The sequence below is a fragment of the Staphylococcus sp. HMSC034G07 genome (assembly GCF_001835975.1).
GTDB classification, from domain to species: domain Bacteria; phylum Bacillota; class Bacilli; order Staphylococcales; family Staphylococcaceae; genus Staphylococcus; species Staphylococcus ureilyticus.
Genome location: NZ_KV826611.1, coordinates 74,762 through 87,263, shown reverse-complemented (window position 1 = coordinate 87,263; position 12,502 = coordinate 74,762). Strand labels below are relative to the sequence as shown.

Genomic DNA, 12,502 nt, shown 5'->3' with positions numbered 1-12,502 from the left:
CTATTTGTCTATAAGTCATCTTCGCTTATTTCTTCTTCAGTATAATAATTATTTAAGACTTTTATACTGCCATCTTCCAAAAATACTAAATTTTTTAAATGTTTATAGGCTGGAATAGTTTTTTTATTTAAAAAGTCATTTTCATTGTAATACTTCATAGTACTTACGATTTGGGTATACGGTAATAAATTAATTGAAATTGTTTGGGAGTTAAAATTAAACATTTTTTTAAAATCTTCATTTTTTTTATAACTTTCTATTAAAATTTGAAGGATAAATTCAAATTCTAACGATACGTATTCTTTCATTTGACCAGAAACTACTGGTTTATAATAGTATTTTCCACTAGTTAAGAACTCCATAGGTAAAACCCCTGAAACAGCTACATCTATATAGTCTTCTGTAAAAATTACAGTTAACAATATATTTTGTTGTTCACTTTCATTTTCGATATAAGAACATGAAATGTTATAAATCCGATCATCATCAGGTTTACTAAAGGCAAATAAACCATGTTTTGAAACTGATATATCTAATAATTTTAATTCTTTAAACCCATCATCTAAAACAATTAAATCTTTTACGTTACATTTTAGAGATTGTATTAATTTCTCTAATGTATCAAACTGTATACCTTTACTTTTGCCTGTAGATAAAAGACTTAATGTGTTTATTGATAATCCAGTATTGGCTGATAACTCTTTGAGAGTTATCTTTTTTTCTTTCATAACTTTTTTTAAATTGAATTTAATCATGAGAAACCTCCATTGAAGATTAAATAAAATTTATCATATGTTAGTAAAATATACAATAAATATTGTGAAAAAAAGTTGACAGTATTAAAACAAGAAGGTACACTTTAGTTAATTACTAATAAGTTAGTAATTTTATAACAATATATTGGTAAAAGGAGAGAGGGAAAATGACCATTACTGTCAATGAAACATTAATTAAAAAAGCCATGTTTATTAAAGGGTTTAATTTATCTGACTTAGCTCATGAAACAGGTGTAGGTATTTCATATTTAAGCCAAATTATAAACGGCAAGAAAATTCCGAGCCCTAAATTAGCTAAGAAAATGTCAGAAGTTTTACAGGTTGATGTAAGTGAATTATTCGAATTTGAAATTAAGGAGGCATAAACCATGTTTAATATCGGCATTGATGAAGATGAAGCACGTGAGATGCTGCAACAAGCAATTGACGAGCGTATCGAAGAATTAGCGAGAGAAAAATACTTCATGACTTACAACGAGTTATCAAAATATCTTAATTTATCTAAACCTACTATAGAAGATTTGCTAATCAAAAATGGAATGAAATATTACCGAGTAGGTGTGACATACAGATTTAAGAAATCTGATGTAGATGAATTTATGAATCATATTACTTCACAAATGGACATTGTGAACAACGATCTAAAAAATTTGAAATTTAAGGAGAATGCAAAATGAAAACATTTATCGGATTAATAACACTTAGTGCCACAGCATCATCAGTAGTAGGGATTGTTACACAGGATATATTTAACACTCTAGCGTTATATACGCCACTAGCACTTATATCAATAGTAGTTAAAAACAGTTTGGACGATAGAAGAATCAGACGTAAATATAAACAATTAATGGAGGAAAAATAAAATGAATTATTCAGAAAAAATAGAAGAAACAGTGGAATGTACAGATTTAGGAAATAAGATTCAATCGTGTATGGATTATCTTGCAACAGAGATTGAAGCAGTAGAACAAACTAGAGAATGGGCAATCAAAAATAATGAATTTAGGTTACAACAAGAAATTAATAATGCTTGGAAGTCACATTATGTTGCGTTATCTATTTTAAAAAGCATTAGAGAAGATAACGAACGTATGAATGATGAAATAGTAATGATTGTTAAAAATGAGCAAGAAAAAAGCGCATCTGTACAGTCGGCAAACTCAACAGATAACGCTTAACGCAATTTAGAATTTTAATAAAAAACAAGCATGGAACGGCTTATTTATATATTAATTATACCATTTCATGCCTTGTTTTAACAGTAGGAGGGCAAAAATAATGGGTTTTGAACAAATAAAATTACAGCATGATATTCGATTAAATATTATAGAGTACAAAAATTTATCTTCCTATTCTTTTGTTCAAACTAATGATGTGATGTGGTCGGAATGGCTTAATAGATTGCAAACACCAATGAACCACAATGAAAAATATCAACGTGGGTTGGTAGTTTATGGTGATGTTAAAGATGTTGAACAAGATGGGAAACTAATACAAAAATATCGCAATGATGAAAATATTATAAATAGAAATACACTAGCACTTGATTATGATGATATTGAAGATTTCAAAGGATTGTACAGTGCTATCTGTAAACAGTTAGAAGGCTTTTGTTGGGCATTTCACACAACTTATAACCACACTACAGAAAAACCACGTATTCGCCTTATGGTGCCTTTAAATAATCCTGTGAGTTCAGATGATTATAGAAAGTATACACAATCATTGGCGAAGAAAATAGGCTATAAGATTGATGAAGGTAGCTATCAACCATCAAGAGCAATGGCGTTACCAGTAAGACCAGATAAGGATATACCATATATTTTTAAATATAATGATGCACCAGCAATAACAAATGATGATTTAGTTGAGTTATCGAAAAATCTAGAAAATACGCAAAAAGATAAATCAATTACCATCAACTACTCAAGTCATTTGAAAAAACGTGATTCAACTTATTGGCGTGATCTTGCGTTTGGTGTAAGTGAAGGTGGGCGTAATCAAGCGCTAGCATCAATTAGTGGTTACTTATTGCGTAGGTATGTAGACGTAAACCTTGTATATGGTCTAGTGATAGCATGGGGGAAATCTTGTAATCCACCTATGGACGATGGAGAAATAAACAAAACATTTAACTCGATACTCAAAAAGCATATGAACAACTAGAGGGGGACGGTATATGACAGTAGAGGAAATGGAAGTAACTAAAGAAGATGTATTTGAAACTATGAATAGTCTTGAAAAATTTCAAGAAATCAATAAAGATAAACCAACTATTCCAGAACCTTATTTAATCAAAGGAAAATGGTTGTATTTGGAAAAAGAGAAGAAAAACACCAAAGGTGAAGTTATTGATATAGCTCATATTTATATTACAAGTACGCCACCTTATGTTACTGAAAGGTATAAAAATGTTGAAACTGGTGAATTTTATTACGAATTACAATTCGAAGATGAAAAGCGTAAATATAAATTACCAGTATTGGCTCGAGATATTACGCAAGGCAAATTTTTAGTAGAACTTGCCAGTAAAGGTTTAGAGGTTACTCAAAATGAAGCAGGTAATCTTGTTCAATATCTTAGTTTTTATAGACGTTTTAATAATATACCTGATTATGATGTAGCTACACGATTAGGTGAAATTAAAGGTCATTTCATATCACCATATCAAGAAGATCAGCAAGATAATCGGTATAAAATATTTAATTCAGACAGAGGATATCAAGCGCTAATTGATGCATTTGAAACAAAAGGAAATATTGATGATTATATAAAAGGTGTATTTAATCCTATAAAGGACAATCCAATGGCTATGATGATGTTTTATAGCTCACTAGGTTCAGTATTACTTAAAGATTTTGATGTAGACCCTTTTGTAAGTGAGATATCAGGGCGTACATCAAGTGGTAAAACTTTTATATTAAAGATATGTGCAAGTGTATGGGGAAACCGAAAATTAGTTACCGAATGGAATGCCACTAATGTGAGTGTAGAACGTATGGCTTCATTTATGAACTCATTTCCTTTGATTAAAGATGATACTCGAAAAGCCGATAATCCATTTAGAATACCAAGTATCGTATACCAATTTTCTGGAGGGCAATCAAAAGGACGTGGTAATTCAGACCGTTCTATTGATTATTTGGAACCGTGGAACAACATCATGCTTTCAAGTGGTGAAGTTGCTATACCAGATATAGCACCAGATAAAGCAGGAGTCGCAGGACGTGTGATTACTTTACAAGATGACCCATTTCCTAATACTGATAAAACTGAATTTGGTGATATAGCAAAAGCAATGGAAAATAATCATGGTCTATTAGGTAAGTTATTCATCAAACAATATCGAGCTGATAAAGATAAATATAAAGCATCATTTGAAGGTGCTGTTAAATATTTCATGAAACAGGCTAACGGTAACGAAGTAATGGATCGTATCGCACGTAGTTTTGCGCTATTACAAATCACAGGCGAGATATTAAATGATATTGAAGGCTTTGAACATGACCCATATATTAATGTGAATAAAGCACATACAAGTATGATGAAGAATAATAAAAATATTGATAAACCAAAACAATTATTAGAAGAATTACTTGAAAAGTTAAATGCCAATCGTGGACGTATTGCATATAATAAGCATTATTATCATGATAATGCAGAGTTAATGGCAATTTATAGAGTTGATTTTGTTCTTGTTATGACACCAACAATAAAAGAAATGTTAGGTGCTGAATTTAATTCCACTGTCAAACAATGGGATGAAAGAGGGTACCTTGAAACGAATAATTATGGGAAACAAAAAAATATAAGATTTAATGGAGAACAACAAAAAGGTTATGCCATCAAAACTGAAATCATTAACGAATTAGGATTCGACTTTAAGAAAGAAGCACAAAGTTACTAGTAGTTACCACCTAGTTACTAGTTATTCATCAAAAGTAGTAACATCTATAAGCCTTGATATGACAGTCTTTATAATTGGTTTTAATATAAATGTTACTACTGTTACTACTTTCAAAATAGGAGGTCATATATAAATTAATACAAAAAACTCTTTCTTGCTTATAAGAGTACCCCCTTAAAAAAAGTAGTAACACTAGTAACAGTAGTAACTTATAAACTAAAACATTTATATGGCAGCATTTATGGAATATCAGAAAGTAGTAACTTTAATAAAAAAGTAGTAACCAAGTAGTAACATTTTAAAGTAACGGACAAAAAGGAGAATGAGAAAATGAGATACCTATACAATAGTGGCAACAGATATGGAACAGTAGTAACTAATAATAATGTACATCGTGTGATTACAGAATATCCTCGTGAAGTATTTTACTTTAACGATGAAGAACTATATCAATATATGTCATATAACGATTTAGGATTTAACGCAATTGATTTTAACGATATGACAATGCTGGAACTCGAAACACTATTAATGTGGTGTAAACAATTAGAGCCTATAAAATCAGTTAATGAAAACTATTCCAGTTACAACTTAAAGCATATGTTTGAACGTGAGCCTTATGGCTTTTATATATCTAACGGAAACATGAAAGAAGTCATGGCACTTGCAGGATTTAAGCCTAAAAATGCTGATGATCTCAACTGGTTTTATCCGATAAGTGAGCGAAGTATTAAGCAACTTTAAAAGGATACGAACATTTAAGTTTATATGCTTACAAACAAATAATAGGTATTAACGATATTTTATATCTATATTATTAAAGGGGATATGCACATGTGGTATAGAGATGTGGTTAATCAAATTGTTGCCAGATTACCAACAAACATAAATAATGTTTCAGATAGTTATTTAGATACTGTAATCAAGCGATATGTAACTAAGCATGAAGATATTGAAGAAGTGAAACAATGTATTAATGATATGAAACAAAGCAAGAAAATTAAAACATACAAAGATTTTATAACTAAAAAATAAGGGAGTTTTTTTAATGGCTAAAGTAAATGAAAAATCAATCGAAGTATTCAATAAGGTAATTGAACCAAAGGTAGAGAATAAAAAATATGTAGCGTTAGAAAAGATTAAAGTAACTGACAAACTTAAAGAGTTTGATTTTAAAATGTCTCACTATCGTGCTGAAAACGATTATACAATGATTGCTTCACTTAAAAAGGAACAAGGGAAACTTGAGAATGAGATTGTGGCATTACATGAGCAAAGTGAAGATGATAATCATAAGTTGTTAGATAAAGATATTAAAGACTTTAACAGCGCTTATGAAAAAGAGGTTAAAGAATTAAGCGATATAAATAGTAAGTTAATTCAAGACTTCAATAACAAATTGCAAGATGCATATGAAGTATATGAAAAGATTGCAGCTAACAAAGTAGAAGCTATTCGTAGAGCGTCAAGACGCAATTATTTGAACACAGCAATAAGCAATCCAGACCAATGGAGATTAAGTTTACAACGTAATACAAGCTTAGTTGATGATCCATTTAGAACTAATACAGACCCTAGAATAATAGCTAATAAATTTGAACAGAAGTTATTTAACATTAATGGTCATGCAGATTCAGAATTTAACAACGGAAATAAAAAATGGTAGGGGGAATTTAAATGAGTTACACAGTTTTAAGTCCATTAGAACAAGATTACGCATTAGGGTTTGATGAAAAGAAAAATACTATTATTTTAAAACCACTATATTCAAATACGAAAGTTGGAATAGCTACGTCCGATGGTGTTGCAAATTCTAGTATTAATTATAAGAATGGTTCACTTACAAGAAGAGTGTTCAAAAATTTTAAAGATACAGACGGAATAAACATAGTATTGAATAACAGTAAAAACTCATTCGTTGCTAATAGTAAAGATAAGGGCGTGCTTACTGTTATTAATGAAGAATATATTGGCTTTGGTATTCAGGTAGATAAGGTTGAAGATAAAGGCGAAGGATTACAAGAATTAGTAGATATAGCCAAGAATAAGAAATCTGTATCAGTACAAAGCTATGCAAGTAAAATAGGGATGGATAATACAACGATAGGGAACATTGATAAGATAGAATTAATATCTGTTAATACAAAATAAATTACTTATAAAATAGTATTGTTATAATATTATTTATGTAGTATAATGTAAGTAGGTAGAAATCTACCATTGAATGCTTTATAAATCATTCAGTTAATTCTTCTGGTAACAATTTATTAATAGCTTGTTCTTGTAAATTGCACGTTTCCTTATACGCCATCATCACTTGTCCTGCTCTTGTACTTGTGGTGGTGGCTATTTTAATATCAAGAGTTTGTGCATACTTATATATTCAATAGATCATTCATTCTTCATATATAACTTATGATTGATGTGTGATTAATATATTGATATTGAACATTGTTAAAGCAAGAGAAAGATTATAAATTGTTGTGATATTAATAATAGAAGTATTCAAGTTAGAGAATATTATAAGTTATAAGTTGTATTGAATGATGAACAACAGATTGATTCAATGATGATTAAAGAATAAATAATTAGTTCAATAATGATATTGAGATTAGTAATTGTATTTAACTAAATGATTAGATCATATTAAATCCTTTTACAATAACAATAGAAGATTGATTAAGTAAAATAATTTTGATGAACAAACTTAGATGATTACAAAATGTTTTTGTTCTTTCGTTTGAAGTTAAAATTAAAATAAATTATAAAAATAAAAATTAATAAACAATTATAAATAAACATTTAACTTGAACATGAATACAAGAAGTATCTTCATACTAATTCATAGGTTAAATGCTAAATAGTGTTAATAGCTTTATAGCAAACAGTTTGCTAATACAATGGTTATAAATCGTTCGATAATAATGAGAGGTGTTCAGAAGTTGAAATAATCATATAATGTGGCTAATTGTAGATCTAAATAGAATCATAATAAATAGCAAGTTACATGATGAATAAGATGATAAAACACTTGAAAATCATACTTCATACAAGTCATTTAGAGCTTGTTTTAGAACATGTAACAACAGTGTGATAAAGGCGTTATAAATAGTAAATGCATGTCATTTTAGTGCAGCTATTACCAGTTGAACAGCATCAATTTAAAAAGGGGAGGCATCTATTAGCCCCCACTTGTTTTGAAGTTGTTTGTTATCGGTCGACAGGTAATCTCGCTAGAATGTTGAAAATGAAAGTTGAAAATGTGTAAAGAAAAGTAGCTTTACATAGTGAGAAAATCATTTAGAAAAGGGGAAATTGAATGGCTCAAAGAAAATTATTGTCACAGCAAAAGAGTAGATTAACTACAGAAGCACAGGAAACTAAGCAAGCTACAGAAGAAGCATTGAAACAACTTACTAAATTACAACCAGAGCCACCTGAATGGTTAGATGATACAGCCACAAAGGAATGGCACAGGATATTCCCGTTACTAGAAGAATTACCAATAGCTAGTTTAGATTTAGCACTTGTATCAGCATATTGCACAGCGTATTCGGACTATATCAATGCAACTATACGAATGAAAAATGAAAGTGCAATTATAGAAACGGAACGTGGCACGAAACTTAATCAGAATCACGCTATTAAAAGAGATTCACTATCACAATTAAATAGTATTGCGCCTAAGTTGGGACTTACTGTGGAATCAAGATTGAAAATATTAGATCCTTCAAAAGAAAAAGTGACTGGAAAATCAGTTTTTGACATATTCGGTATGGATGATGACGATTAAAAATAAATTTGTTTCATTATAAGTGTCTAGGAGGGCTACTATGATATTAAAACGTTGTAAATCAGTTTTGTGGTATAAAGAAGAAATGAAAATTACTGAATATGAGTTGCTAACTAATTACAATCCACAATTCATTAATAGTAAGATTCGAGCAATACAGGAACAAATCAATGCAATGTATCATCTTAATACATCCCATACAGTGTGTGATGAAATCGCTGGTGTTATTACAGTTTCATATCCATTAGATAAATTAGTTATATGGATAACTGATCAAAAAGATGAATTGAATCGTTTTAAAATTAATAGTACCAAGAAACTCAATTTATTGAAGAAACTTATCAGTAACTATACACCTAAGGAACAAAAAGAAGTGATGAGATATTTCAAATCTAATGGGAGTAACAAGCCTTATAAGACAATTGATAAGTTACAGGAAGATTTATATAAGATACATCACAATAAACGTATAGAACGCAATGAACAGCGTGAAAAAGAGAATGAAGTTATATATCAAAACTTTGTAGTAGAAGTGAAAGAAAGCTTAAATAAAGAGCGTGAGGAGTTGGTTGTGTGATTAGAGGATTAGATAAAGTAGATTATCCAATATTAGAAAAATACATGCGCAATTATCATAGTATGGTTGATACTTATAAGTATCAACCTAGTGATGTGAACGAATTAAAGTATATGAACCTAGAATCAATTGTAAAGGGGATTACAGAAGTATATAACGATAGTGAAGTTAAAGTGCAACAGATTATTAAACTCACATGGTGGAAAGATAAGAAGTATACAGATGAAGTGATAGCAAGTGTTATAGGTATCACAGAATACACTTTAAGACATGCTAGAGAGGTTATATTAAAGCGTGTAGCAAAGGCAGTAGAATATGTATGAGGTATGACAAAGCAACTGTAAAAGAGTTCATATTAAACTACCACAAGATACAAGATAATAGCTATACATGTGATGAAGATGTTGGGATTGATGACTTTTTTAATGTTAACAATCAAGTAGAAACTCATGAGATAGATAATAGCAACATTGAAGATGTGATATTCTATAATGAACTAGAAGCTGTTATTGAAAGAGTAGCGACTGAAAAAGAACATAATTTGTTTTTATTAATTTGTAATGGTGTGAGTTTTGAAAAGGCTGGAAATATATTTGGTGTTAAAGAGGCAAGAGCTAAGCAAATGTTGAATAGATTGTTGGATAAGTTGGAATGAAAAACTAGGGGTAGGCACTTATGTGCTTGCCCTATTTTTTTATGGTATAATTTATTTACATGTATAAGCCCTTTCCCGAATAGTTTTATATCCGCCACCCACACATGTCACTGGGTGGTATTTTTTTATTTACATATGCGAACAAGTGTTCTATTATATTCATGAGGTGATTATATGATTCCAAATTTAGATTGGAATAAAAACTTTCAAGAATTTCAAGAAATATTAAATTCTGGTATTAATCCAGAGTGGTTATATAATGCTAAAGCGAATATGGTTTTAAACTCAGCTTATACTGGTGAAGGCAAACAATTCTTCTTTACAAAAGATATTATAAAAGCTAGTAAAACGATTCCATTTTTTTGAGGTGATTATATGAAACCAATCAATCCAGATGTACCAGATGAATACAAATACGAAACTGATTACCGTAATATACCTAGAGAGTATCTTAATCCACGTATACCAAAAGGGCGTGGAATTGTTAAGTGGCAAGCCTTTAAGACGCTGCCTGAGCAATACGAGCAACTAGAACAATACATACAAGACCAAAATAAAATTGAAAAACCGATATTAGACGACGATCAGTTGAATGAATTAAATAACACATTAATTTTCAAAATGTACAACGACCCATCTATTGAATTGCGTTACTTCGAAAATGGATATATTAAAACGAAAGTAGGTTACATTCATAAAGTAGATGTGTATACTAAAACACTGCACATGTATGAAGATACTGGAATTAGTATATTGAATTTAAAAGATATTGTGGAGATAAAATAAGCCCACCTAAATGAAAAGATGGGGTTAACTATTTGATTTCTATAATATTTAAACCTTCTGAAAATTCAGGGGGTTCGAAGAAACTAGAAACATATTCGAAAGTTTCTTTAGTATCGAATTGTTCTCTTTCTGGTTCTTCACTACGTCTTATATTAATTTGTTTCAAACATTTATCATCACTTATATTGAGAAAAATTAATTGATGATTTGCATTAATTTCTGAAGCTACACTTAATAGCCATTTTCTTTGAGTTTTAGTGTTACCTGGAAAATCTAATACTACATTACTACCGACTTTTAAAATTCGCTGGATGTGCTCTTTCAATAATGGTTTTATTAACTTTGAGTAACTTAAGTAATCATCAAAATCATTTATTTGATTTGGATATAATTTTTCTAACCATTCATCTTCAGACAATAAAACTGCATTTTCAGTTTGTGCTATCTCTTTAGATCTAGTTGATTTTCCTGCTCCCATTTTTCCTGAGAAAAAATATAAAGTTCCTAAATTATTCAAATTTATGTACCTCCGATTTTTTTGAAAAGTGTGTAAACGAATTCTTCTTGTGTTGATATTAATTATATGAAAAATTATATTAACAAACAACCCCCCACTCATTTATATGAATAGGTGGGTTGTTTTGTATGTCAATTAAGATGAAAAATAATAAGGGTAGGTGTACTACCCTTATTATTAATTTATAGCCATCCGAGACTTTTAGCAATTGTGAAACCTAAACCAACTATACCAATAGTCCAACCTATAATTGTGTTTCTATTTTGCTTTGCTTCTTTGTCTAATTCTTTATTGTTTTTTAGTAAAATATTTTCAACTTCAGAATTAGTAGGTAACTTACTAATAGAATTTTGCATTTCACTGCGTAAATAATTAGAATTAGTATTCATTTCTGTACGTAAACTATTCATATTATTGTTCATATCAGTTCTGATGCTATTCATGTTGTTATTCATATCAGTTCTCATAGCACGCATTTCATCTTTGAATTCTTTTATTCCATTATTAAATTCATCTCTAGTTACATAGTTGTTCATATCGCCACCTCCGGATTCATCGTTTTTATTTAATTCCATTATATCATCTTTTTGATTTTTAGTATCATTCATAAAATTGACTGGAATATCACCATTTGGATATATTCTGTTTAATAAAGTTTTGTGAGGTACAGGCTCTAAATTACTCATTATTAATCTCCTTGTGATGATAAATAGGTATTTTAGTACTTAAAATTTCGTTCTGTTGTGGCCAAGTCATCCAATTCATAAAAGTATCTTTGTCAATTTCTTCTTTACCAATTTCTTCAGGCAAGACTAATACTTTTAATTGTTGATAAATATTAGTGAAATCGTAACTTCTATTATTAGGTTCAAATTTATATAACGTGAATTGGATTGTTTCATAAGGTTTTTTCATGGTTTCGGCATTTAAATTTAATGTCCAAAAATTACGTAAATCAAAACCGATACCTCCAACCTTATCGTATAATAGAATTATTAAATATAATTCATTATCTGTATTATAAGGATTATCAATTTTGTCTAAACCACTCAAAGTGAATTTAATACCTAATTCTGCGTGTTCATATAACAATGAAAAGTCTAGCAATGGATCATGTTCAGGTTTGCCTGTTTGACCTATGTAAAACTGTAAATTACTTAGTGTAGGTTTTATTTCTAAATTACTATTTCCAACACCCATTCTACATACCCCCTTATTTAATTTTTTTATATTCAAACACACGCAATGCCTCAAACTGAAATTATTAAAATTCGTGCAACTTATTAATGGATATTGTAAAAAAGATAATGATTTAATTGTACTATATCTAAAAAATAATGGTGATAACAAAAAGTTATGATTAATATAAAAATTTAAGAATTTGTTTATATTTAATGATAATATGGACATAATTATAGAACGTCAAACGAACAACTATACGTTAATTTATTTCTCGATGCAGCACAGGGCGAATGTCAGAATAGATAAATC

At 29.5% G+C, this 12,502-nt stretch carries 20 protein-coding genes; 16 read left to right on the top strand and 4 right to left on the bottom strand.

All coding sequences use genetic code 11. The annotated features are described in order from the left end of the window. Window positions 1–8 precede the first annotated feature (8 nt). On the bottom strand, window positions 9–755 hold the full coding sequence (locus HMPREF2586_RS12375) for a helix-turn-helix domain-containing protein (RefSeq protein WP_048787038.1): 747 nt from the start codon (window positions 753–755) through the stop codon (window positions 9–11). A 167-nt stretch (window positions 756–922) separates the two neighbouring features. On the opposite strand from HMPREF2586_RS12375, the gene HMPREF2586_RS12370 reads away from it, so the two are divergent. From HMPREF2586_RS12370 to HMPREF2586_RS12295, 16 genes are all read left to right on the top strand, one after another. Beyond that, window positions 923–1,141 (top strand): helix-turn-helix domain-containing protein, encoded by a 219-nt coding sequence (locus HMPREF2586_RS12370; RefSeq protein ID WP_048787039.1) that lies wholly within the window; start codon window positions 923–925, stop codon window positions 1,139–1,141. A 3-nt stretch (window positions 1,142–1,144) separates the two neighbouring features. Then, on the top strand, window positions 1,145–1,453 hold the full coding sequence (locus tag HMPREF2586_RS12365; protein WP_048787040.1) for a helix-turn-helix domain-containing protein: 309 nt from the start codon (window positions 1,145–1,147) through the stop codon (window positions 1,451–1,453). Then, complete coding sequence (locus HMPREF2586_RS12360) at window positions 1,450–1,638, top strand: hypothetical protein (protein ID WP_048787041.1); 189 nt, start codon at window positions 1,450–1,452, stop codon at window positions 1,636–1,638. Before HMPREF2586_RS12365 ends, HMPREF2586_RS12360 begins: the two co-directional genes overlap by 4 nt. A gap of 1 nt (window position 1,639) precedes the next feature. Next, entirely contained in the window at window positions 1,640–1,954 is a 315-nt protein-coding gene (locus HMPREF2586_RS12355) for a hypothetical protein (RefSeq protein ID WP_048787042.1), read from the top strand. Window positions 1,955–2,054: 100 nt separating this feature from the next. After that, window positions 2,055–2,942, top strand: coding sequence for a primase alpha helix C-terminal domain-containing protein (locus tag HMPREF2586_RS12350; protein WP_048787043.1), 888 nt, complete (start codon window positions 2,055–2,057; stop codon window positions 2,940–2,942). Window positions 2,943–2,955: 13 nt separating this feature from the next. Next, window positions 2,956–4,683, top strand: a complete 1,728-nt coding sequence (locus tag HMPREF2586_RS12345) for a DUF927 domain-containing protein (protein WP_048787044.1) — start codon at window positions 2,956–2,958, stop codon at window positions 4,681–4,683. A 330-nt stretch (window positions 4,684–5,013) separates the two neighbouring features. Further along, window positions 5,014–5,427 (top strand): hypothetical protein, encoded by a 414-nt coding sequence (locus HMPREF2586_RS13010; protein WP_080983400.1) that lies wholly within the window; start codon window positions 5,014–5,016, stop codon window positions 5,425–5,427. Between the two features lie 90 nt (window positions 5,428–5,517). Further along, window positions 5,518–5,718, top strand: coding sequence for a hypothetical protein (locus HMPREF2586_RS12335; protein WP_225791488.1), 201 nt, complete (start codon window positions 5,518–5,520; stop codon window positions 5,716–5,718). A gap of 13 nt (window positions 5,719–5,731) precedes the next feature. Next, a complete protein-coding gene (locus HMPREF2586_RS12330) occupies window positions 5,732–6,349 on the top strand; it encodes a hypothetical protein (protein ID WP_048787046.1) in 618 nt (205 codons plus the stop codon). 11 nt (window positions 6,350–6,360) lie between these two features. Continuing rightward, entirely contained in the window at window positions 6,361–6,834 is a 474-nt protein-coding gene (locus tag HMPREF2586_RS12325; protein WP_048787047.1) for a hypothetical protein, read from the top strand. Window positions 6,835–8,002: 1,168 nt separating this feature from the next. After that, window positions 8,003–8,476: a phage terminase small subunit P27 family gene (locus tag HMPREF2586_RS12320; RefSeq protein WP_064783232.1), complete on the top strand. Its 474-nt coding sequence runs from the start codon at window positions 8,003–8,005 to the stop codon at window positions 8,474–8,476. A gap of 40 nt (window positions 8,477–8,516) precedes the next feature. Then, window positions 8,517–9,053: a hypothetical protein gene (locus tag HMPREF2586_RS12315; RefSeq protein ID WP_064783230.1), complete on the top strand. Its 537-nt coding sequence runs from the start codon at window positions 8,517–8,519 to the stop codon at window positions 9,051–9,053. After that, window positions 9,053–9,376: a hypothetical protein gene (locus HMPREF2586_RS12310; protein ID WP_371101082.1), complete on the top strand. Its 324-nt coding sequence runs from the start codon at window positions 9,053–9,055 to the stop codon at window positions 9,374–9,376. The genes HMPREF2586_RS12315 and HMPREF2586_RS12310 overlap by 1 nt, the downstream gene beginning before the upstream one ends. Further along, a complete protein-coding gene (locus HMPREF2586_RS12305) occupies window positions 9,373–9,708 on the top strand; it encodes a hypothetical protein (RefSeq protein ID WP_064783228.1) in 336 nt (111 codons plus the stop codon). The genes HMPREF2586_RS12310 and HMPREF2586_RS12305 overlap by 4 nt, the downstream gene beginning before the upstream one ends. 174 nt (window positions 9,709–9,882) lie before the next feature. Further along, window positions 9,883–10,074, top strand: coding sequence for a hypothetical protein (locus HMPREF2586_RS12300; RefSeq protein WP_065581076.1), 192 nt, complete (start codon window positions 9,883–9,885; stop codon window positions 10,072–10,074). Between the two features lie 9 nt (window positions 10,075–10,083). Beyond that, window positions 10,084–10,494, top strand: coding sequence for a YolD-like family protein (locus HMPREF2586_RS12295; RefSeq protein WP_048787476.1), 411 nt, complete (start codon window positions 10,084–10,086; stop codon window positions 10,492–10,494). Between the two features lie 28 nt (window positions 10,495–10,522). Here the strand turns inward: HMPREF2586_RS12295 and HMPREF2586_RS12290 are convergent, their stop codons facing one another. The 3 genes from HMPREF2586_RS12290 to HMPREF2586_RS12280 form a co-directional block, all read right to left on the bottom strand. After that, the gene (locus HMPREF2586_RS12290; RefSeq protein ID WP_002455578.1) at window positions 10,523–11,011 is read right to left on the bottom strand and encodes a P-loop nucleotide/nucleoside kinase family protein; all 489 of its coding nucleotides are present in this window, start codon (window positions 11,009–11,011) and stop codon (window positions 10,523–10,525) included. A gap of 182 nt (window positions 11,012–11,193) precedes the next feature. After that, a complete protein-coding gene (locus HMPREF2586_RS12285) occupies window positions 11,194–11,697 on the bottom strand; it encodes a hypothetical protein (RefSeq protein WP_048787477.1) in 504 nt (167 codons plus the stop codon). After that, window positions 11,690–12,211, bottom strand: coding sequence for a hypothetical protein (locus HMPREF2586_RS12280; protein ID WP_037554460.1), 522 nt, complete (start codon window positions 12,209–12,211; stop codon window positions 11,690–11,692). Before HMPREF2586_RS12280 ends, HMPREF2586_RS12285 begins: the two co-directional genes overlap by 8 nt. Window positions 12,212–12,502: the final 291 nt, after the last annotated feature.

Bases quoted from the DNA above. Each gene is read 5' to 3' on its own strand.
- HMPREF2586_RS12375 (WP_048787038.1), bottom strand. From the start codon at position 755: ATGATTAAATTCAATTTAAAAAAAGTTATGAAAGAAAAAAAGATAACT.
- HMPREF2586_RS12370 (WP_048787039.1), top strand. From the start codon at position 923: ATGACCATTACTGTCAATGAAACATTAATTAAAAAAGCCATGTTTATT.
- HMPREF2586_RS12365 (WP_048787040.1), top strand. From the start codon at position 1,145: ATGTTTAATATCGGCATTGATGAAGATGAAGCACGTGAGATGCTGCAA.
- HMPREF2586_RS12360 (WP_048787041.1), top strand. From the start codon at position 1,450: ATGAAAACATTTATCGGATTAATAACACTTAGTGCCACAGCATCATCA.
- HMPREF2586_RS12355 (WP_048787042.1), top strand. From the start codon at position 1,640: ATGAATTATTCAGAAAAAATAGAAGAAACAGTGGAATGTACAGATTTA.
- HMPREF2586_RS12350 (WP_048787043.1), top strand. From the start codon at position 2,055: ATGGGTTTTGAACAAATAAAATTACAGCATGATATTCGATTAAATATT.
- HMPREF2586_RS12345 (WP_048787044.1), top strand. From the start codon at position 2,956: ATGACAGTAGAGGAAATGGAAGTAACTAAAGAAGATGTATTTGAAACT.
- HMPREF2586_RS13010 (WP_080983400.1), top strand. From the start codon at position 5,014: ATGAGATACCTATACAATAGTGGCAACAGATATGGAACAGTAGTAACT.
- HMPREF2586_RS12335 (WP_225791488.1), top strand. From the start codon at position 5,518: ATGTGGTATAGAGATGTGGTTAATCAAATTGTTGCCAGATTACCAACA.
- HMPREF2586_RS12330 (WP_048787046.1), top strand. From the start codon at position 5,732: ATGGCTAAAGTAAATGAAAAATCAATCGAAGTATTCAATAAGGTAATT.
- HMPREF2586_RS12325 (WP_048787047.1), top strand. From the start codon at position 6,361: ATGAGTTACACAGTTTTAAGTCCATTAGAACAAGATTACGCATTAGGG.
- HMPREF2586_RS12320 (WP_064783232.1), top strand. From the start codon at position 8,003: ATGGCTCAAAGAAAATTATTGTCACAGCAAAAGAGTAGATTAACTACA.
- HMPREF2586_RS12315 (WP_064783230.1), top strand. From the start codon at position 8,517: ATGATATTAAAACGTTGTAAATCAGTTTTGTGGTATAAAGAAGAAATG.
- HMPREF2586_RS12305 (WP_064783228.1), top strand. From the start codon at position 9,373: ATGAGGTATGACAAAGCAACTGTAAAAGAGTTCATATTAAACTACCAC.
- HMPREF2586_RS12300 (WP_065581076.1), top strand. From the start codon at position 9,883: ATGATTCCAAATTTAGATTGGAATAAAAACTTTCAAGAATTTCAAGAA.
- HMPREF2586_RS12295 (WP_048787476.1), top strand. From the start codon at position 10,084: ATGAAACCAATCAATCCAGATGTACCAGATGAATACAAATACGAAACT.
- HMPREF2586_RS12285 (WP_048787477.1), bottom strand. From the start codon at position 11,697: ATGAGTAATTTAGAGCCTGTACCTCACAAAACTTTATTAAACAGAATA.
- HMPREF2586_RS12280 (WP_037554460.1), bottom strand. From the start codon at position 12,211: ATGGGTGTTGGAAATAGTAATTTAGAAATAAAACCTACACTAAGTAAT.